16 protein-coding genes are annotated in these 20,903 nt (G+C 41.6%); 2 read left to right on the plus strand and 14 right to left on the minus strand.

Going from position 1 to position 20,903, the window contains the following annotated elements:
• Window positions 1–375: 375 nt before the first annotated feature.
• The 12 genes from purL to ABIL39_09510 form a co-directional block, all read right to left on the minus strand.
• On the minus strand, window positions 376–3,168 hold the full coding sequence (gene purL, locus ABIL39_09455; GenBank protein MEO0166348.1) for a phosphoribosylformylglycinamidine synthase subunit PurL: 2,793 nt from the start codon (window positions 3,166–3,168) through the stop codon (window positions 376–378).
• Window positions 3,169–3,300: 132 nt separating this feature from the next.
• Window positions 3,301–4,833, minus strand: a complete 1,533-nt coding sequence (locus tag ABIL39_09460; GenBank protein ID MEO0166349.1) for a S41 family peptidase — start codon at window positions 4,831–4,833, stop codon at window positions 3,301–3,303.
• Complete coding sequence (gene tmk, locus ABIL39_09465; GenBank protein MEO0166350.1) at window positions 4,830–5,462, minus strand: dTMP kinase; 633 nt, start codon at window positions 5,460–5,462, stop codon at window positions 4,830–4,832. The genes ABIL39_09460 and tmk overlap by 4 nt, the downstream gene beginning before the upstream one ends.
• A 3-nt stretch (window positions 5,463–5,465) precedes the next feature.
• Window positions 5,466–6,581, minus strand: a complete 1,116-nt coding sequence (locus ABIL39_09470; GenBank protein ID MEO0166351.1) for an inositol-3-phosphate synthase — start codon at window positions 6,579–6,581, stop codon at window positions 5,466–5,468.
• A gap of 98 nt (window positions 6,582–6,679) precedes the next feature.
• Window positions 6,680–7,684 (minus strand): S-adenosylmethionine decarboxylase, encoded by a 1,005-nt coding sequence (locus ABIL39_09475; GenBank protein ID MEO0166352.1) that lies wholly within the window; start codon window positions 7,682–7,684, stop codon window positions 6,680–6,682.
• Between the two features lie 159 nt (window positions 7,685–7,843).
• The gene (locus ABIL39_09480; protein ID MEO0166353.1) at window positions 7,844–8,563 is read right to left on the minus strand and encodes an acyl-CoA dehydratase activase; all 720 of its coding nucleotides are present in this window, start codon (window positions 8,561–8,563) and stop codon (window positions 7,844–7,846) included.
• On the minus strand, window positions 8,548–9,579 hold the full coding sequence (locus ABIL39_09485; GenBank protein MEO0166354.1) for a uroporphyrinogen decarboxylase family protein: 1,032 nt from the start codon (window positions 9,577–9,579) through the stop codon (window positions 8,548–8,550). The genes ABIL39_09480 and ABIL39_09485 overlap by 16 nt, the downstream gene beginning before the upstream one ends.
• Entirely contained in the window at window positions 9,576–10,982 is a 1,407-nt protein-coding gene (locus tag ABIL39_09490) for a 2-hydroxyacyl-CoA dehydratase family protein (GenBank protein ID MEO0166355.1), read from the minus strand. Before ABIL39_09490 ends, ABIL39_09485 begins: the two co-directional genes overlap by 4 nt.
• Window positions 10,979–11,980, minus strand: a complete 1,002-nt coding sequence (locus ABIL39_09495; protein ID MEO0166356.1) for a 2-hydroxyacyl-CoA dehydratase family protein — start codon at window positions 11,978–11,980, stop codon at window positions 10,979–10,981. The genes ABIL39_09490 and ABIL39_09495 overlap by 4 nt, the downstream gene beginning before the upstream one ends.
• A complete protein-coding gene (locus ABIL39_09500) occupies window positions 11,971–13,374 on the minus strand; it encodes an ASKHA domain-containing protein (protein MEO0166357.1) in 1,404 nt (467 codons plus the stop codon). Before ABIL39_09500 ends, ABIL39_09495 begins: the two co-directional genes overlap by 10 nt.
• Entirely contained in the window at window positions 13,352–14,287 is a 936-nt protein-coding gene (locus ABIL39_09505) for a uroporphyrinogen decarboxylase family protein (GenBank protein MEO0166358.1), read from the minus strand. The genes ABIL39_09500 and ABIL39_09505 overlap by 23 nt, the downstream gene beginning before the upstream one ends.
• A complete protein-coding gene (locus ABIL39_09510) occupies window positions 14,280–14,918 on the minus strand; it encodes a corrinoid protein (protein ID MEO0166359.1) in 639 nt (212 codons plus the stop codon). The genes ABIL39_09505 and ABIL39_09510 overlap by 8 nt, the downstream gene beginning before the upstream one ends.
• Window positions 14,919–15,428: 510 nt before the next feature.
• On the opposite strand from ABIL39_09510, the gene ABIL39_09515 reads away from it, so the two are divergent.
• Both ABIL39_09515 and ABIL39_09520 read left to right on the plus strand, forming a co-directional pair.
• Window positions 15,429–15,965: a hypothetical protein gene (locus ABIL39_09515; protein ID MEO0166360.1), complete on the plus strand. Its 537-nt coding sequence runs from the start codon at window positions 15,429–15,431 to the stop codon at window positions 15,963–15,965.
• Window positions 15,966–16,163: 198 nt separating this feature from the next.
• Window positions 16,164–16,814: an HAD family hydrolase gene (locus ABIL39_09520; protein MEO0166361.1), complete on the plus strand. Its 651-nt coding sequence runs from the start codon at window positions 16,164–16,166 to the stop codon at window positions 16,812–16,814.
• 48 nt (window positions 16,815–16,862) lie between these two features.
• Here the strand turns inward: ABIL39_09520 and ABIL39_09525 are convergent, their stop codons facing one another.
• Both ABIL39_09525 and ABIL39_09530 read right to left on the minus strand, forming a co-directional pair.
• Window positions 16,863–18,221, minus strand: coding sequence for a sigma-54 dependent transcriptional regulator (locus tag ABIL39_09525; protein MEO0166362.1), 1,359 nt, complete (start codon window positions 18,219–18,221; stop codon window positions 16,863–16,865).
• 14 nt (window positions 18,222–18,235) lie between these two features.
• On the minus strand, window positions 18,236–20,608 hold the full coding sequence (locus ABIL39_09530) for an ATP-binding protein (GenBank protein ID MEO0166363.1): 2,373 nt from the start codon (window positions 20,606–20,608) through the stop codon (window positions 18,236–18,238).
• Between the last annotated feature and the right edge of the window lie 295 nt (window positions 20,609–20,903).

A 20,903-nucleotide genomic window follows, 5' to 3' on the forward strand; every position in this document is an offset into this window, starting at 1 on the left:
TCGCTGGCGTGTTTAAGGGTGATGAGTCCTCTTTTGACATCGCCCAGGATCATGATTTTACGTCCTGCCTTTTGATATAGTTTTGTTGGTTTAACCATATTTGCTCCTTTAAGTAAAATAAAATAATCTTAAAGGAGCAAGGGGACATTTTTGCTTTGAAGTTAACGAGACCAAAAATTGTTTAAAAATCAAGCTATCTCCTTTCTGATTCAATTCTGAGCGTGGTTTGAGCCACGCCTGGGGACATTTTACCTTTGAAGTTAAAGGTGACATTTTCGCTTTGAAACGACACAAAAAATTGGCGAGAAAATTAAAAATCTTTTTTGGAGATGACAAGTTATTTATTGAAATGTGTGTCAAATGGCTGGCGGATCTTTATAATATCTTTCTTTTCCACCGTTCCCTTAATTGGGAAAGTGACAGGTCAATGAGCAATTTTTTTGCTTGGTAAATCTTTAATCTTTTTTCTGCTAAGGTCTTGCCGATTGGCGAAAAGGGAAGATGTGCCATTACCCGTTCAAATGCCCGGGCATTCTGGGGTAGAACTTCCACAAGGAAGCGGGTATTGGATTCCGAAAAGAGTAAAATATCGGCCCGTCGATTCTTACCCTGGAATTTCATTTGGGAAAGGTCCAAAGCACATCCAATATCTCCAGCGATTGCCATTTCACTGATCGCCAATCCCAGCCCTCCTTCGGATAGGTCATGGCAAGAAAGAACAAGTCCATTCATGATTGCCTCATGGATTTTATGCATAATCCGGGGTGCAAGTTTGAGATTCACGCCCGGGACCCTGCCGCCTTGAAGTTTGAGATGCCGGAGATACTCGGAACCACCAAGTTCCTCGCGAGTTATTCCCACCAGATATAACAAATTTCCCGGTGCCTTTAAGTCCATTGTAACACATTTCCTTACATCATCAATGATGCCAATCGCGGATATCAATAATGTGGGAGGAATGAGATGGCTTTTGCCCTCCGTATCCAGGTATTCATTATTTAAACTGTCCTTGCCTGATATAAAAGGAACACCGAATGCCTTTGCTCCGTCATAACAACCCTGGGCACTTAACACGATATCCCCCAACACTTCTTCTCTTTCCGGTGAGGCAAAACAGAAATTATCAAGCATTGCCGCTTTTTTGATATCACCGCCTGTGGCAACGAGATTCCTCAATGCCTCATCAATAACCGATAATGCCATGTTATACGGATCATACTTTCCATAAGAGGGGTTTATCCCACAGGAGACGATTATCCCCCTCGTTTTATTTAATAGGGGCCTGATAACCACTCCGTCCTGATGCCCATCCTGATAGACTCCAACGAAAGGTTTTATAACACTCGCCCCCTGGACTTCGTGGTCATATTCCCGGACGAGCCACTCGCGGCTGCAACAATTAAGGCTGCCGACAATTTCCAAGAGTGTCGAATTCAAGTCGCGGGGAGGCAGAAAATGAGGATTTTTTGTTACTGTCGGTCTTCTTCGAGCACGCTTCTCGGGCATGGGCAGACCATCGTGTAAAAATTTCATATCTAAATCACAGACCTTTTCATTTTTGTAGTATAAGACCAACTTTTTATTATTTGTGAATTCGCCGATAACCGTGGCTTCCACCCCTTCACGCTTAAAGATGTTAATTACCTTTCTAATATTATTGGGGGGGACGGATAGAATCATCCGTTCCTGCGACTCGGAAATCCAGATCTCCCGGGGCGTGAGCCCTTCGTATTTCAATGGTACCTTTTCCAGGTAAACGCGTGCGCCAATCTTTTTGCCCATCTCACCCACAGCACTGGAGAGCCCTCCTCCTCCACAATCCGTCACCGAATTGATGATTCCCAATTCACTTACCTTTAACAAACAATCGAGCACCCGCTTTTCAACGATGGGATTACCAATCTGGACACAGGATTTTTCGGCTTCAATGGAGAGTTCAGCAGAGGAGAATGTAGCACCATGAATGCCATCCCGGCCAGTTCGGCCACCCACGAGTAATATCAAATCACCGGGTTTTGCCCCTTTCTTTATTCGATCCTTTCTTATCAAGCCGACCGTCCCACAATAGACCAAAGGGTTGTATAAAAAGTCATCATCAAAATATACGGCACCACTGGTGGTGGGAATGCCCATCCGGTTTCCGTAATCTCGAACTCCCTGATAGACCCCTTTTATTATTCTTTTAGGATGTAGTATCCCTGCCGGTAATTCTTGATACTTTAAATCCGGATTGCCAAAACAGAAAACATCGGTATTCATTATCGGTTTTGCACCGAGGCCGGTTCCCAAGATATCCCTTATCACACCACCGATGCCCGTGGCTGCACCACCATAAGGTTCTAATGCTGAAGGATGGTTATGGGTTTCTACTTTAAAACATACACCATAATCTTCATCAAAATCAATCACGCCTGAATTATCGTGGAAAACCGAAAGACAGAGGGGATGACGGAGTTCTTTTGTCGCCTTCATAATGGTATTCTTTAATAGATTATTGATTATTTTATTTCCAAATCTTATTTTACCCAAAAAGGTTTTGTGCCGACAATGCTCACTCCAAGTCTGGGCAAGCGTCTCCAGTTCAACATCCGTTGGCTCTCTTTTCAATTTTTTAAAATAGTTTTTAATAGTTTCCATCTCAATTTTAGATAAGGAGAGACCCATCTCTTGACTTAATTTCACTAAGTCGGTTTCCAGATTGATTCGGAGACAAGTGAATTTCAACTTCGTGGGTTTGAATTCCTCTTCGCCGATCCTTCTTATGTGTTGAATCAATGGATTATAAAGAAACAAACTGGCTTTGCGCTTCAAATCTTCCCGGTCAAACCGCCCTTTAAAGATATAATTCGTTCCAGTCTTGACATTGGAGAGGGTAATTCCCAAATCCAACGCGGCTTTTTTTATGCTATCTTCTTTAGGGTCGGTAACACCCGGATTGAATAATATCTCAAAACCCTTGCCTGGGCATACCCGGAACTCCTCAACGACTGGATCGCAGAAAAGGTTACGGGCAAGGTAAACCACATCCTGATAGGGTATATCATCATAGATGTAGTAAACATCTTTAACTTCCACGGAGGTGATGCCTTTAAAACCAATGGCTTCAAAATCTTCCTTTACGAATTTTCCCCGTGGATCATTCTTCCTCTTTATTTCTATGCGATACATGACTATGTTTTTTTAATTTTTGATCTCTGCCGGATACCTACCACCCACCATAGAAATAAAATAGTGGTAAACAAGACTAAGACTATCCACAATCCTAAAGCCCGTGGTGTCAGAGGATGAATATCCAGGTCTTCATTTAACGCGACGAAAAAGTTCCTTTTGAGTTTCCACCTCCTTCAGCAGTTCCACTGCCCTTTTCACCAACGGGTCCACACTCACCCGATACCTGTGCATCTCTTTCCTCCCGAACAAGTTTAATGTGATCTCCTGTTTTATCCGTTCGGCAATGGCGGTTTTCGCAGAATCAAACTGGGCAGGTGTAAAATCCATCTTCTTTTTCTCCTTTAGATAAATTGCAAAATAATCAAGCATCTTGTCGTCAACAACAAAATCTTTCTCTAAGTTTTTATGGGTGCTGGTATAATGGACCGCAAAGTCAAAGAAATAGCCCTTAACCCAGATATCTGTTTCAAGTTTAGTCAATTTTCTCGGCTCTATGATGATATCCGGGGTTATCCCGCCGTTACCATAAACCTTTCTTTTCAGATTCAAGGTGATATATAAATTCTTTTTGCTGGAATCAATCCGGGCAGCACTTACCTGGGTAGTCTCTTCTCCTGCATAGGGCTTATCTATACATCTTCCCGAAGGCGTATACCAGCGAGCAGTGGTGAGCTTCAATGCCCCACCATCTTCCAGAGGAATCACATTCTGGACCGACCCTTTCCCAAAAGTGTTGGTGCCGATGATTAAACTCCGATCCCAGTCTTGCAGTGCACCGGCAACGATTTCGCTCGCAGAAGCACTTCCCCCATCAACGAGTGTAATCATCGGAAATTCTCCGTAGGGATAAGACTTCTGGGACTTAAAAGTGCGGGGGGGTTCGATCCGACCTTTGGTCGTCACAATATCTTTATTCGGAGACAAAAAGAATTCGCTGATGGCAATCCCCTCTTGTAAAAGCCCTCCGGAGTTCCCCCGTAAATCAAAAATGATCTTTTTGGCACCCCAGGCAAACAAGGAGTCGAGCCCGGTTTTGAATTCTGCATCGGCGGTCCGCGAGAAATTGGATAGATAGATATAGCCAATCTCTTCGGTGACCATTCCGTAATAAGGAACAGCTTCAATCTTGATTACCGCTCGGGTGATTTCAATATTGAAGGGTTCGGGTATGCCTTCGCGCTGAATGGTCAACAAGACCTTAGTACCCGGTGTGCCCCGGATTTGTTTTACCACCATGTCTACGCTCTTCCCTTTCGTAGGAATGCTATCGACCATGAGGATATGGTCGCCTGGAAGAAGCCCAGCCCGATAAGCGGGTGTCCCTTCAATGGGTGATATTACAACGATTTTATCTTCCCGACTACCAATCTGGGCACCGATCCCACCGAACTCTCCCTCGGTTGTTACCCGTAGTTGTTCGTATTCTTCCTTGGTCAGGTATTGGGTGTGGGGGTCTTTGAGGGAGTTCAACATCCCGTTTATCGCCCCCCGGATGAGAGAATCGGGGTTTACCTCGTCCACATAGTTATCTTCTACATCCTTGAGAATCTTATTAAAAATTCTCAAAGAAGTGTAGGTATCCGGTCTTGCCCATAGCCATTGGACGACTAAAACCGCGAAGACCGCGGCAAGAAGTGCAATGGGAATGAATATCTTCTTCATATTTTATACCCCTTTCGTATCAGCAAATTTTTTACATGATTGATGACCTCTTCTTGTAACTCTGTTACCGACTTCCGGCCGTCAAGAACCTTTATTCTTTTCTTTGCTCGATGGGCGAGTTTTAAATAACCTTCCCGCACAGCCTGGTGATAGGAGAGGGATTCTTTTTCCATCCGGTCGGTATTTTTTCCCCTTGCCCATCCTTCAGGTATATCGATGTCTACCAGAAATGTCAGGTCGGGTTTCAACCCAGCACTCGCAAAGCGATTGAAGATGGTGATCAACCGTTCGGGTAGATCCCGACCATATATCTGATAAGCATAGGTGGAATCGGAGAACCTATCAGAGACTACCATCTTTCTCTCCATTAGAGCGGGAAGAATCTTTTCATAAACTAATTGACTCCGGGCAGCAAGGAAAAGCAAAACTTCACACTTAGGATGGATGGAGTTTTCTGGATTGAGCAGGATTTCTCTTATCTTTTCCCCAATCTTGGTCGTTCCTGGATCCCGCACCAGGAGAGTCGGGAATCCCTGTTTTTCAAGCCACTCCACGAGTGCCTTTGCCTGGGTGGTCTTCCCTGAACCTTCAACCCCTTCAAATGTGATAAAAAGACCGCGTCGGGACATCAATTATTTGGTTTTTTTCTTCTCCACTGGTTTCTTTACAACCTTTTTGCCGTATTTTTTTATAAAGGCTTCGGTCTTTTCCCGACAGATATAATCAGGGTATTGGACAGGCGGGGATTTGAAAAAATAACTGGAGGGTTCAATTATTGCTCCGCTCAATTTATTATCCAGGGCTAATTTTGCACACCTAATCGCATCAATCACCACACCCGCGGAATTCGGTGAATCCCAGACCTCAAGTTTCAATTCAATGTTTAAAGGCACATCGCCGAAGGTTTTCCCTTCCAGCCGCATATATGCCCATTTCCGGTCCGTAAGCCAGGCGATGTAATCCGAAGGACCGATATAGACGTTTTCCTCGCCGATGTCATACTTTAAAAGGGAGGTCACAGCCTGAGTCTTGGAGATCTTTTTGGATTGGAGCCGGGAACGCTCCAGCATATTCAAAAAATCTGTGTTACCTCCTACATTCAACTGGGAAGTTCTTTCTAACTTAACTCCGCGGTCATTGAATAGATTCACTAAAACGCGATGAACGATCGTGGCGCCCACTTGGGATTTTATATCATCACCGAGTACAGGTAGCCCTTTTTCAATAAACCTCTTCTGCCAGTATTTTTGACTGGCAATGAACACCGGGATACAATTAACAAAAGCACATCCTGCTGCCAGCACTTGCTCCACATACCATTTTGTAGCTTCTTCACTCCCCACGGGCAGAAAATTTATCACGACATCGGTTTTGGTTTCTTTTAACAGCCGGACAATATCCGCGGTTGGACCGGGTGCCTTTTCAATAATCTGGGAGAGATAATAACCAAGTCCATCATGGGTCATACCCCGGACAACCGGGACATTCAATTTCGGCACCCGGCAGAAGACATAGGTATTGTTGGGTTTGGTATATATTGCCTCTGCCAGGTCCTTACCCACTTTATTCTTGTCAATATCAATTCCCAGGGAAAATTCAATATCACCAATATGGTAACCACCAAGCCGGGTATGCATAATTCCCGGGATAAACTCATCCTCGCGGGCATTCCGATAATAATAAACACCCTGGACCAAACTTGATGCGCAATTGCCCACACCGATGATCGCAACCCTAATCTTACCCATCAAACCTCCTTAACTTTTAATTTTACTCTTTTTTTGTGAAAAGTCAATAAACCGGCACCATTCATTAGATAACAATAGAAAAAAAGGTTTAAATTTTTTCAGTTAATCCTTGTTCCTCTTATAAAACGGCAGATTGCCATAAAACTTATTATATACCGGTGCCAAACCTTCACGGCGAGCGCATTTTTCTGGAGTTCTTCACAGATCAGTTTTTCAATTTCGCTATCCAGAATATTTCCGGCATAGACGGTAACACTCTTGCACACAGCAACTTTGTTGAGCAACTTCCAAAATAAGGTCCGGGCGTCATGACCCAGCGGAATATCGGTGAAGTCTAAAAAGACATGGCGGTCTTTGAAGATCTGTTCATCAACATTGAAGGCATCTTCATATATCCACTTTGCTGGCACGGCATTGCCCACCCCGAACCATTCCCGGCATAGATCTGCCACTTGTTTATCTATCTCTACACAGATCACTTCCTGCGCACCCATATTCAGCAATCGGCGGGCAAGAAAACCATCGCCGCCTCCCAGAACTGTGCACTTTTCGCCTGCAATCTGAAGGTCCCGTACCATTTCGTCATTATAAATTTCAATATCACTCTCGGCTACTTGTGCAGCACCATCCAAAAACAGCATCTTCCCAAACTTTTCATGCTCTATGATATCAATTTTCTGGTGATTGCTCTTAATGCTTGCCAGCACTTTTTTCGGGCGATACACAACTTCCAGCCCCGGAAGAAATGAGACCTTAAAGATATCCTCGCTCACCACTTCCAAACCCCGGTCACGTGCAATTCTTATCGCACTTATATCTTTTGGGTGTAATAACTCCACCAATCTTTCCACAATGATATTGTAGCCACTGCAGGTGTAGGCATCCACCGAAACCCTTCCTTCTTCAGGGAAGGTATGTAAAACAGCATGGGATTTCCCTAAGACTGCCACGATTGTCAAACCATACGGTGAAAATTCGGTAGTTAAAATGTCTCGCACATCATACCCTTCCAGGGCTTGCAAAAAAATCCTTTGAATAACTTCTTTTTTTCCAATCACTGCTGGTTCGCAGCCGGAAAGTTCAGCAATGATTTCTTCCCGCATCACACCTCCTTTCAGGATAGATTATTAAATTAAAAAACAAATTTTTCTACAACTTAAATTTTTTAAAAATATTTTATGCGTGCAAAAAACTTCCTTATTCAGTTTACCAAAAATTTTAACTTTGTCAAGTGATTTTTGCGGAGATTAATCCATCCGCCGTTAGATCAGGGCAGCACCTATTGCACCTACAAACTGTGGTTCATCGGGCACGATCGTGGCTGGATAATAGCGTTTCAATGCCCGGACCAGCCCGGGATTTAATGCTCCACCACCACAAAGCAATACAGGTTCTTCTATCCCAATTGTGGCGGCAATTCCATCTATCCTTCGGATTACCGCATCACAGACACCAAAGATAATATCTTCAAGTCTTTTGCCCTCCTGAACCAGACTTAAAATTTCGGTTTCCGCCATTACTACACAGAGTGAATCAATCGTCTCCGGTCGTGCGGATTTTAATGCCCGGGTACCAAACTCTTCTAAAGAGAGATTCAACGCCTGGGCAATCTTCTCAATAAAATTCCCAGTTCCAGCAGCACACCGATCGTTCATAACAAACTTCACCACCCGACCGTTCTTCACTTTTATTATTTTGCTATCCTGACCGCCAATATCAATGACAGTTTTAACCTCAGGATTGAAATAGGCTGCGCCCCGGGCAAAAGCCGAAACCTCGGTCACGATTTTATAAGCATCACTAACGAGTTCCCTGCCGTAACCGGTTGCAACAATTTTATCAAATCCTTGCAGACTATTTTTTACCTCATCGATGGCTTCTCTGGGTTTGAAGGCAGTTTTGATTACCATCTTTTTTATTATCTTCCCTTCAAATAACACTCCTTTTGTATACATTGAACCAATATCTAAACCCAGTACCATCCTTTCTCCTTTCCGGCTTTGATTAATGCAGAGACATTCTCTCGGGGTGCCTTTATCGGGACCTCACACCCCGTAGCGATAATATAACCTTTACGTGCAGATTTCAATTGTTCTACCATTAAGCTTGCAGTTTTGTAGATCTCCTCAGGAGTGGAGAATAAGAGTGCCGATGTATCAAAATTTCCGATCAACCGCATTTTATGAGCAAGTTTCTCCATTGCCTTCAGCATATTGACTCGGTCCAGACTTATCAAATCGGCATTGGTCTGGGGAATGGTTTCAATATAGGGAGAAGTATCACCACAGATGTGGAGAATGACATCAAAATCAAAGCGGTGGAGGTAGTCAACCAGTCTTTTTTCATAGATTAAAGCTATTTCTTTATAAACCGCAGGACTGATGACACTGCCCGATGCGAGTGGGTCGACGATGATCGGTAAGGCGCCCGCATTAATCACCTCAAAACAGAATTTTATTGTCACCTCCAGAACGACATCAAGTAAAGTCTTTATCTCTTCAGGTTTTTTTAAAATATCAATTAGAAATCTTTCGGGAGGTAACAGATGCATGGCAGTGGTAAAGGGGGCAGGTATGTAGGCGAGAATTGGAACGATATCCCCAATCGCCTTGTAGGCATACTTAATCGCCTCCAGGTACACCGGTAACCTTGCGGATTTTTTCGGATTTGGAATTACTATTTTATCCACAAGCGGATTTACCAAGGCGGGTTTTTTCAAAATCGGCAGGTCATTATCGGGATACTGAAATTCAGACCCCATCGCCTCAGCGATTATTCCTACTTCGGAAAATATGGAGATGGCATCGTGTTGATATAATTCTAGGGCAATTATCTGTGCCTTAGCCATCTTTTCTCCGTTGGTATAATATTTTTTTAATTTAATACCGGCAATCGTTGCTGCATGAGATGTGATCAATGGTATCACCGGACAGCGGTCCGGTCTTTCGTCAATCACCAGCATGCCAAATCGTTCCCGGGGAGTGAGAATATCTTTCATCGCAGTGTCTCAACAAATGCTTCAATTCTTGTCCTTATCTGTTGGGTGATGCCGAAAGGTGCGGGAATATCAATCGCTAATACTGGAACATCACCGAGCAGTCTTTCAATGAGACGTGTCTCCATCGCACAGTGCGAAGCACCTAACATATTAGTTATCAGCACTCCTTTAATCTGCCGTTGGGTAATTTTTTCTTTAATATTTTTCACCCGCTCCTCGGTAGTGCCGATGAGTGAGGCGTTGATAAACGAACGTGCCAAAGCCCGTAATGGCTCAATGTTTTCTTCAATCGGAACGAGAGATTGGTTTATTACATATTCAGTGGCGACCACCCGACAGCCGAGATCCTCAACAAGATTTAATAAAAAGGGATCGGCACTCGGGGTTACCCAGGCAATGGGCAGGGCGTCTTTGGGTAATACGCCGAGCCCCTTTTCCACCCGCTTTTGCACCAGTTGATGGAGCGCAGCCACAATCTCTACCCATTCATCAAAGTCCGCATAGCCGTAGAGATTACCGAACTCAATCGTCATCAATTCCAGAGCAGGAAGAGGAGCCACTTCTGCTTCGGCATTCAATTTTTTTATCTCCATGACCATCCGCCGCAAGGTATTCACTTTTTTTATTGTTTCTGTAAGGCGGTGGGGATTATTCACTCCGGTGAGTTTGAATAGTACCTGCCAGATGCGTTGATATTCTTTTATCAAATATTCCTCAAGGATTTTTGAATAAACCAATCCGGCAGATGATTTTTCCAGAATCTGAGGTTTGGGTCGGCTAAGGAAAAAATCGGGCGATTTACGACAGGGGGTCTCAACCCAAAAGATTTCATACCCCATATTCTCTACCACCTGCATTACGCAGGAATAGTCATCACACGAGGCACCGGTCGAGGCAATTATTAAATCGGGCCTGGGGAAATAGGCTTTTTTATAAAATGCTGCTGCCACGGCCCGGGAGAAGCAGGTTGCTTCTGGAATACCTAATTTGCTCGCCGTATCCAATAGTTCAGTGGATTCTTTGAAAAATGGTGTCCACCATAAACATTCTGGATAAAAGGGGATACAATCTGGAAAAGCCATCACCAGAACAGGCACCGTCCCCAGGTCACCCATCGTGGCGATAAGTTTTTTATTTATCTGTTTTGCACGGAACAATCGTTCGGTTTCGTTAAAAACAAACCCCCACATCCGGAGGGCTTCCAACGAGTTGTCAAATTTCAAGCGCTTCAATTCGCGCAGTCCATAGACCATGAAGGTGGCAGGGGGTGAGAAGTAAATGCCCCATTCATCGTTATTGTAGTATTTGTATTTCCGGATTGTCTCCTCAGCAATTTTATCAAATTGTTTTGACCAGGCAGCAAGGCCAATTTTTCTTGGTGCGTGCGTGCGGATTTTTTTCATACCACCCCCCCGCGCAAGGATGCGAGGACATCAATGAAGGCATCAATGCGTATCTTTATCTGGCTTATATTCTGGAAGGAGAAATCACTTTTTAATCTCAGAATCGGCAGCGGAAGGCATCTTTCCATTTGAGGAATTTCAAAATCAAAATTATCACAATAATCAAGGACAAAGGCAATGATGCCGGTGCTCTTGGTGGCTTTGATATCTTTTTCTACCCATTCGTAATACCTTTTGTTCGGTCTTTTAAATATGCAAGGAGGCTGATTAAAATATGCCTTCTTTAATCCTGTTACGCTTTTTTCAGTTACCCTTATATAAATCCCGCGTGATAATCCACAATTAAAATCGCCACATATCCGAAGACGCTGTTCAATCAATTCCAAAAGTGGCCCCGATTCATAGGAAATTGGGCTTCCCAGTAAATAAATTCTGGGTTTATATGATATCTCTTCGGGAACCCCCTTGGCGATTTCTTCAAATTTTCCCTGGTGATATCCTTTGACAATCTTGTGGAAAGTCGTGGTGGAGAGAGCGGAGGGATGAGTGCGGCGGTGTGCATCTATGGATATCAAGTGCTGACGGATTTTTTCCCATTTTTCACATTCTTTTTCAATGATACTTTTATCCAGCCGCCTATGGAAGAACTGTTCCAGTTCGTTCACCAGTCCATCCACCTCATTACTGTAAATTTCAAAGTTATCAGTGCGCGGATTATTAAAAATATAAACCGGAATATCGGTGAAGGTTTTTACTACTTCTACCATTCGGCGTGACATATCGCAACCCGTGGCGCCGATGATACAGGCAAATCTATTTTTATTTTCCAAAAGAAAGCCAAGGTTTGATTTTATCAACGGGCAGGCATCAATACGGACTTGGGTTTCACCTTTTTGGGATAGAGAAATCTCTCCGTGAAGGAGGCGGTAGGGTTTTAGCCCGGTAGCGGATAAAATTTCCAGAGGAATATAAGAACAGGTATAGCCGATCAGTTCCATGGTTTTAAAAACAAACCTTCGAGAAATCTTCTCTGAAAATCTTTCTGGAGTGCCAATTCCAGATGTACCGCTATTTCTCTCACTGTTTCTGTTTCTTCGGGAGTGATTTCATTTAATAACAGTTTTACCGCACCGCGCAGGGGTAGGTCTTTTTCCATCTGGAGATTTTCCAGAGTTGTTGGAACCATCCCCACCTGTTTTAAAGCATCTAGGGTTAAATGGGCGCCGAATTCACCAGTGATCACAGCATTTTTTATTTCTCCGGATGTGATTCCAGCATAGTCAATCAAGAATTTTACGCCGGTATGAATGGCACCAATCGCTAACTGGAGTTTTCTTATGTCCAAACGGGTTATTTTGAACCCAGCAATTTCTAACTCTTTCGTTAACTTTCCGTATTCGGAAAGGAGCCCGCATTTTAATAACTGGGCTATGAGATCGATATAACCAGAGGCACAAAATCCCTTTGGTTTTTTATTCCCAATCGTTGATATCTTAAAGCCATTCTTATAATAAACAACTCGGTCAATCGCACCTGGTATTGCAAGCACCCCGCTCGATAATCCAACACCTTCAAACGCAGGTCCGGCCGCAGTTGATATGACATAGATTCTTTTCTCCATAACCAGGGCGATTTCACCGTTCGTGCCCAGGTCGATATAAAGTGCCGGTTTTTCTCTATCGAGTAATCCACTGGCAAACAAGCCAGCGAGTGTATCACCGCCGACGAAACCACCAATACATCCGAAGATATAACCAGGTGGATTTTTTAAATATATCCCCTTTCTAATCTCCCCTTCAAAGGGGAATTGCCCAAAATTTTTCACTGACTTTCCCAAGTAGAAAGAGATCATCACTGGATTACCTACGATCACTGTGAAATTAGGATTGGAGTGCCCAAGATTTATCTTTAAGGCATCGATACCCCTCTGGAGACTTCTTCTTAACAACTCATAATTACCATTGTTGGCAAAATCCACCCTGGATATCACATCGCCTCCGAAGGCCTGCTGGGGGTTATAGGTCTTCGCGACCTTTAAAATGCTTCCTTTTTCCAGGTCCACAACTGCACCCTTTAGTACCGTGGTTCCGATATCAATTGCCATTCCGAGATCACGCCTTCTTTTGTATCTTCTAATTTTGGGGACAGGGAGTTTTAAGGATTGAGGTATTTTATCTGTTTGATACCGGCAGGCAAGGCGATAACCCTTTTTTATCAATGGCGCTGGAATTAAGACTTTTTCAATATCATCCGGTGGTTTGGAAACGCCTTTTATCAATACCCGGCATCGTCCACATCGTCCTCTGCCACCGCAGGCTGCATCAATAAATATCCCCTGCTTCTGGAGTAGCGTTAATAAAGTTGGTGATTTAGTGCTCATAAGAACGGGCAAATTCAATCATTGCCTTGATATTTTCGACCGGTGTGTTTACGGGAACATCACATGATGTGGAAAGAATCAAGCGCTCGAGATTTATTGCAGACTCAATTTCTTTTTGGATTGCTGAATTTGTCCCTCGGAGTAGGGTAATTGTTGAAACACCCCCCATCTTCAAGGTTTTGGTTTTTAAAGTGATATCTTCAATACTCAGAATATCCGCATTAAGCTGGTCGAGGAGATTGACGATGGGTCGAACATTCCCGCAGATATGAACGCCTACCAGCACTCCTTTCTTTTTTATCTCAGTGATTAAAACCCGGAGCGGAGCCCAGACAAATTTTTCAAAGAAATCCGCTGAGATTATACTTGATGATGCCAGGGGGTCACCGATGAGAATGTTGACTGGAATTTTTAATAACCCTTGAAGGTAATCTAATTGGAATTGGAGCGCTTTTTGGAGCGCAGTATATGTTTTCTGCGGATTACGGATGAGCCATTTTAAAAAATTTTCTATCCCGGAAATAAAACCTGCGAGGGTAAAAGGTCCTTTGATCGAAACAAAGACAGGAACTGGTACCTTCCTTTTGAGTATCTCGGCAGCTCTAATTATCTCTTGCCGCCGATCATTGGTAGGCTTAATCCCCACCCTTTTTATATGAGGATAGGGGGAATACTCCAGCTCACAGCCCATCGCCTCAGCTTCAACATAAGGATCGGAAAAAACGAGCACCATATCATATTTGTATAATTGATATCCGTAATTAAGTACTTCCGCTAATTTTGCGCCATCGGTCGCCACATCTTTAAATGCCTTTTTCTGGAGATAGGCACAATGGTCAGCACAGACCATGGGGAAGACTGCCAGTTTTCTTCTTCTATCAATAACTTCGCTTATTTTTGAACAACCATATGGTGGGCTACTCATCAAGCCTTAAAAGTTGGTCAACGAGTTTCGTGGCCCCGATTGCATCTTCGGCATAGCCATCAGCGCCGATTTTATCCGCATAATCCTGGGTAACTGGTGCCCCGCCCACAATTACCTTTATTCCTTTCCGCAACTTTTTTTTGATCAATAATTTGATGACCGTCTCCATCTGGACCATGGTGGTAGTCATCAGAGAAGATAAGGCAAGGACCTGGGGAGATTCCAGAGACACGACCTCAATAAATCTTTCGTTAGCTACATCCTTTCCTAAGTCAATAACTTCATACCCATTCGCCTCCAGCATCACCTTCACAATATTTTTACCAATATCATGAATGTCACCCTGAACGACGCCAATGACAATTTTACCCCTTTTTTTCATTTTTGTTTCAGCAAGCAAAGGTTTTATTATATTGAAACCAGCATAAAAAGTCTCGGAAGCCAAAAGGACTTCAGGAACGTAGTATTCCTTCACTTCAAATAATCTACCGACTTCTTTCATCCCCGGTATTAATCCCTGTTCCAGGATTTCAAAGGGGCTTACTCCGTAGGCTAAAAATTCATTGACCAATTCTTTGATTTTTTCTTCCTCAAAATGGATTATCGCTTTAGTAATCACTGCCAAGTCCATAGATCTCCTATAATTTTATTCTATTCAAAAATTGATAATTGGCAATAGAAAAAAATTTCTTTGGCTAATGGGGAATTAATGTACGAGTCTTTATGGAATTTCTAAAGGGTTATTGGAACTAAGGAAAGCTTTCTATAAGAAGCAGCGGCAGATTGGGTATAAAAACTGAGTTTCTCTTTTATAAAGAGACGATAAAACTCATGAGCAAGATTTGTAAGGGTAATCAATAATTTAGCGTTCGATATTTTTGTAGGGCAAGACTTTCGCCTTGTATAAATAAAAAATGCCAACCTGAAGTCCTCGGGTGGTAACCGGTAAAATGGTAGGCGCAGGCTTTAGCCTGCGGATAAATGTTTTAAATCTTAGGGTATTTCGCACCCTGAAGGTGCGGCTACCGCTAATAATCCAGCGCGCATAAAAATAATTTGACAAAAAGCGGAGAGGACTCAGGTATAAAAATTCTTGACTTTTGTGCAATTTTAATTAAACTTTTAATGACTAGGAGGTTTCATGCATAAATATATAATGTGTTTCGTTGTTCTTTTAGGATGGATGTTGATAGGTTGTGTAAAAGAACCGGTAGCGTGGTATGAAGATGTAGGGGTAGTAGAAATCAATACCGATACCAGCCTTGTAACTTTTCATGTCCCTGACACCGACACCGGACCAGGCAATCCCGGTTGGAATCCTTGGGGTAGTGGTTCGGCATCTCAGGATTTAACCATTACTTTGAAAGAAAAGGCAAAAAAAGATGTTGCAATAACATCGCTCCGCTGGCAATTCTTTGACATAGATGGTTCACAGGTGGCAAGCCGTTCCGAGTCTTATGTACCGCCGATTGAGATTGCGGGTGGGAAAGAACATAGTTATACAGTTTCCATTATAGTTGACGAAGGGATTGCTGATGACCTTGATGATGCAGATGGCGCTAATAACGACTACTATGGAAGAGGAACGATTAAATTCATTGTTGAGGGTTATGATTTGATAAGAGGTGAGAACATAAACTGTATTTATTCCTATACCCCGATCGAAGTAAGAAAATAAATCAGGCTGAGAGTGCTTATTCACTGGTCTTTAGGGATAGATTAAGTCTGATAATGTGAATAAATCCCCCTTTATTCCCCTTTTGCAAAGGGAATTTAGGGGGATTTTGATATTACATAATGCATAGTTTTTTACTGGATTGAGTTTCAGACTTGCCGTTTCTTCTTATCTACATGTAGTAAATGACTTCTTGATTTTATGGTATTCAGAGCAGTCATATTTGATTTAGATGGTACCCTTCTTGATACAATAAGGGATATTGCCGATTCAATGAATGAAGTTTTAAAAAAATTGAGTTTTCCAATTTATAAAACTGAAGATTATTATTATTTTGTAGGGGAAGGGATGAAGGCATTATGTGAAAAAGTCATTCCCAAGAAAAATCATACATCAGAATTAATTGCAGAATGTGTGAAATTAATGAAATCTGAATATCAGAAAAACTGGTACAAGAATACAAAACCTTACCCAGGTATATCCAACTTGCTCAAAAATTTACAAACAAAAAACATAAAAATGGCGGTCCATTCTAATAAACCGGATGAATTTACTAAACTTTTTATTAAAAGATTCTTTCCTGATATTACATTTACAGCAGTAATCGGCGAGAGTCCTAATTTCCCAAAGAAACCTGCACCTGATGGTGCTCTCCACATTGCCCGAATTATGGCACTTAGACCCGCCCAGGTCATTTATCTTGGTGATTCAGGTATTGATATGAAGACTGCAATTGCGGCCGGAATGTATCCGGTAGGTGCTCTGTGGGGATTTAGAACTGCCGAAGAGCTTATGGATGCTGGAGCAAAAAAGTTGATAAGAACACCAGAAGAATTGCTAAAGATAATATAACCTCCCTCACCCTTGTCTTAAAAATCCCCAAAACCACAGAGAATAAATCTAAATCTTGATCCCGAGTTTCTTTATCTTTCTAAATAATGTAGAACGGTCAATGCCTAAAATTTCTGCTGCTTTTCCCATATGTCCACCTGCTTGTCGTAATGCTTGCAAAATATAGTTTCTCTCCAATTCCTCCTTTGCTACATCAATGTTATATTGGACTTTTGTATCTTTTTTTACTTCTTCAAGAATCGGTGCAATGTCATCCGTATTCAATTCGGTCTTGGCGACTAAAATAGCCAATTTTTCCATCAAATATTTTAACTCCCGCACATTACCAGGCCAGTGATATAATTTTAGATATTGATATGCATTCTTGGTTATTGCTTTGATTGGACGATTATTCTCAATGCAGGCATTTTTAAGAAAATGCTCGGCGAGCAATGGGATATCTTCCAATCTCTCGCGCAATGGAGGTATATAAATTGTTAAAACATTTAAACGATGATACAAATCTTCGCGAAACTGCTTTTCTTTTACGAGTTTTATTAAATTCTGATTAGTAGCGGCAATAATGCGGACATCAATCTTGATCCGTTCGGTTCCCCCCAGCCTCACAATCTCTTTATCTTCAATCGCACTTAAGACCTTTGCCTGAGTTGACAGGCTCATATCACCGATTTCATTGAGGAATATTGTGCCATTATTGGCAAGCTCAAATTGCCCGTATTTGCGCCGAAAGGCGCCAGTAAATGCGCCTTTTTCATAACCGAATAATTCACTCTCAATCAATTCTTTGGGCAGGGCAGCACAATTCACTTTTATGAACGATTTACCTGCCCTCGGGCTCTTTAGATGGATATTATGAGCAACGAGGTCTTTACCGGTGCCGGTTTCTCCCAAAATTAAGACCGTGGTATTGGTTGGTGCAGCTTTCTCAATCAAGTTCAATACTCTTTTTATCCCCTCTGATTCACCGATTATTCGGTATTCCTTCAAGATTTCTGACTTTAATCCTACGCTCTGCCTTTTTAATTCAATCTTTTCCCGGACATTTTTAATCGTCGTGAGGATACGATTTACCTCCAGAGGTTTTTCAATAAAATCCTCGGCACCATTCTTTACTGCTTCAACCGCGGTTGATATCGTTCCAAATGCCGAAATCATTATAACCGAAATATCGGGGTCAAAATCTTTAATCTTTTTTAAAAGATTCAAGCCATCTATATCAGGCAATTTTACATCCAACAATACTAAATCAATCTGATCTTTTTGAATTTTTCTCAAACCATCTGTGCCATTGGTGGCAAAATCAGCTATATAACCTTCGTTTTCAAGAATATCTTTGAGAATCTCACAAATCTTTGTTTCATCATCTATTATCAGGATTTTATATTTCTGTTTTTCCGAGTTTATCAAATGCTTCTCCTATTTTAATCAACAGGCAAAAGAACGGTTATTATAGTTCCGACGCCAATCTTACTTGATATTTCAATCTTACCCCGGTGGACTTCAATGATTTTCTGGGTTATGACCAAGCCGAGTCCTGTTCCATTCTTTTTGGTAGTATAAAATGGTTTGAAAAGATTTTTGATTTGTTCGTCAGACATACCTTTTCCCGTATCCTCAATACGAATCTCTACATACCTCTTTATCTTTATCGGTTCATCTTCAACCTTTTCAATAATGCCCGTTCGCAAGTTTAAAACACCTTTTCCCTCCATTGACTCAATTGCATTCTCAATTAAATTCGACAACGCAGTGCTAATCTGGTTTTCATCGCATTTTATAAGTGGTAGATTGGGGGTTAGAGATTTTTTTATCCTAATTTCTTCGGGCAATGTCTTTTCATATTTAGCCACAGTTTCGTTTATCAAACTGTTAATATCAACATGAGTAAATATCGGTTTTTCAATTGACAGCACCCGCATAAAACGGTCCGTGACTTTTCTCAATCTTTCTACTTCTTCTAAGACCGATTTTGCATAATTATCAATAATCCCTGCCTTTTTCCCGAATTTTTCCCGGCAGATTTGATACATCCGCTGAAGCGTAAGATTGATAGTAGATAAAGGATTTTTAATCTCATGGGCAAGGCGCTGGGCAAGACCCGCCCAGGAGAATAATTCTTTTGTATACACTTCATCCGTTCTATCGGTGATGATTATTATCTTTTCTTTTGCTACTGATACAATGCGGATTCGGAGATTCCTTTTATTATATTCCGAGTCCACGGTCATTGATTTATCTTGAGATACTATTGCTTCATTTACTTCTTTTGATTGCAGAAATTCATAAATCTTACTTTCATCCTCACTGATGAGTTTTTTGGTATTATGGTTTAGAAAGGTAATTTTGTTTCTATTATTCAATATGATTATCCCAAATGGTGATTCATTGATAATATTATGAATCCTTCTTTTATAGCGGATTCCCGAATAGAGTGATACAATCAGGGAGATAGAAAGTAAACCAATAATTCCTGTGTGGATAAAAAATAAGATCGGAATGCTTTTTAATTTAATTTTTTTCTCTACCTGGTAAATTGAATAGGGGCGTTCAACATTAAAATAGGGACCAGCAGCTAATATATTAAATGATTTCTTATTCTTTAATAGAAAACAATGGACAATTTGGCTGGCAAAATTTTTTAAGTCAAATAATGTATTTAGATTTTCATCAAGTAATAATAATCTTCTGTCACTGGTTGAAAGAAAAATTTCCCTGGTGCCATTGGCATCAAAGTCGGCGGCATGCCAAACAGTAATTGGAAGATCAAGGGCACGCTCCCTTATTACCCGTAAACTATCATTCATCACCCTTAAAACACCATCAGAATTTCCAGTAATAATGTCTATCCTTCCATCCCGATTGAGGTCACAGACCGTGCTCCCTAAAAATGCCTTGCCGGTCTGCAAATAACGCTCTAACTCACCATTTTCAGCATTCAAAATCATAATTTGATTAGTATAATCAGATTCCGGGGAGCAATCGCTTTCACAGACAATCACCTTCCATTTATTATTCTTGTAAATGTCACCAACATAGATTATTGCATCCCTGATATCTTGAGCCAATTGTTTTTTCCATAATAACTTCCCTTCGCAATTTAAAGCAATCACCCAGGGATGGAAGTCATCAACGCCATTTGCCACTGCACCATTAGAGGTCCTTGCTGTTCCAAAGAAAATCTCTTTTTTCCCATCACCATTTATATCTACACAGAAGAGATTATTATTCCATAAAGGGACACCACCAATCCAGTAGTGCCAAAGTTCTTTATTATTTTTATAATCATATACAAAGATTCCCCTGGGATAAAGGTCAAATCCTGCTCCGACAATACAAACAATCTCATTAAATCCATCATTATTTAAATCCGCACTGGTTGCACTAATGATTTCGCCATCATAACCTTCAAAACCAGCCCTATTTATATCCTTTCCTACAAAGGCAACACATTTTTTATCGTCATAGGTACTCATTATGAATACCGTATCACAACTTTTGTCTGATACAAATAGACTGGAATGGGTGGTATCACTGAGGCGGAAAAAACCAAGTGGAATAATCCAATGGTTGGGGTGCGCGGTGAATTGTTTTGAGATAAAGCCGTGCTGGTCGCGCACCAATACAAAGTATTTATGGCACTCAAGTATCTCATCTACCCCGTCACCTTCATAGTCCGAGGGGATAACAGAAGTGCACTTTGACTCAAAAAACGTCTTAAGCGACCAATCATAATTATCGGCATTTGCAACTGCAAAAAAGTAGAGCAAGGGTGTGATAAAAATTGCGATACGCATCTGTTTCCAGTCCACCATAGTATACTGAAATTGTATCCATTTTCCTCTATTTGTCAAGAAAAAATGGGGCGGGTGTCGTTTCAAAGCGAAAATGTCACCTTTAACTTCAAAGGTAAAATGTCCCCAGGCGTGGCTCAAACCACGCTCAGAATTGAATCAGAAAGGAGGTACCTTGATTTTTAAACAATTTTTGGTCTCGTTAACTTCAAAGCAAAAATGTCCCCTTGCTCCTTTAAGATTATTTTATTATTACTTAAAGGAGCAAATATGGTTAAACCAACAAAACTATATCAAA

The sequence above is a fragment of the candidate division WOR-3 bacterium genome, assembly GCA_039802205.1.
GTDB lineage: Bacteria > Hydrothermota > Tepidihabitantia > SM23-42 > JAOAFX01 > JAOAFX01.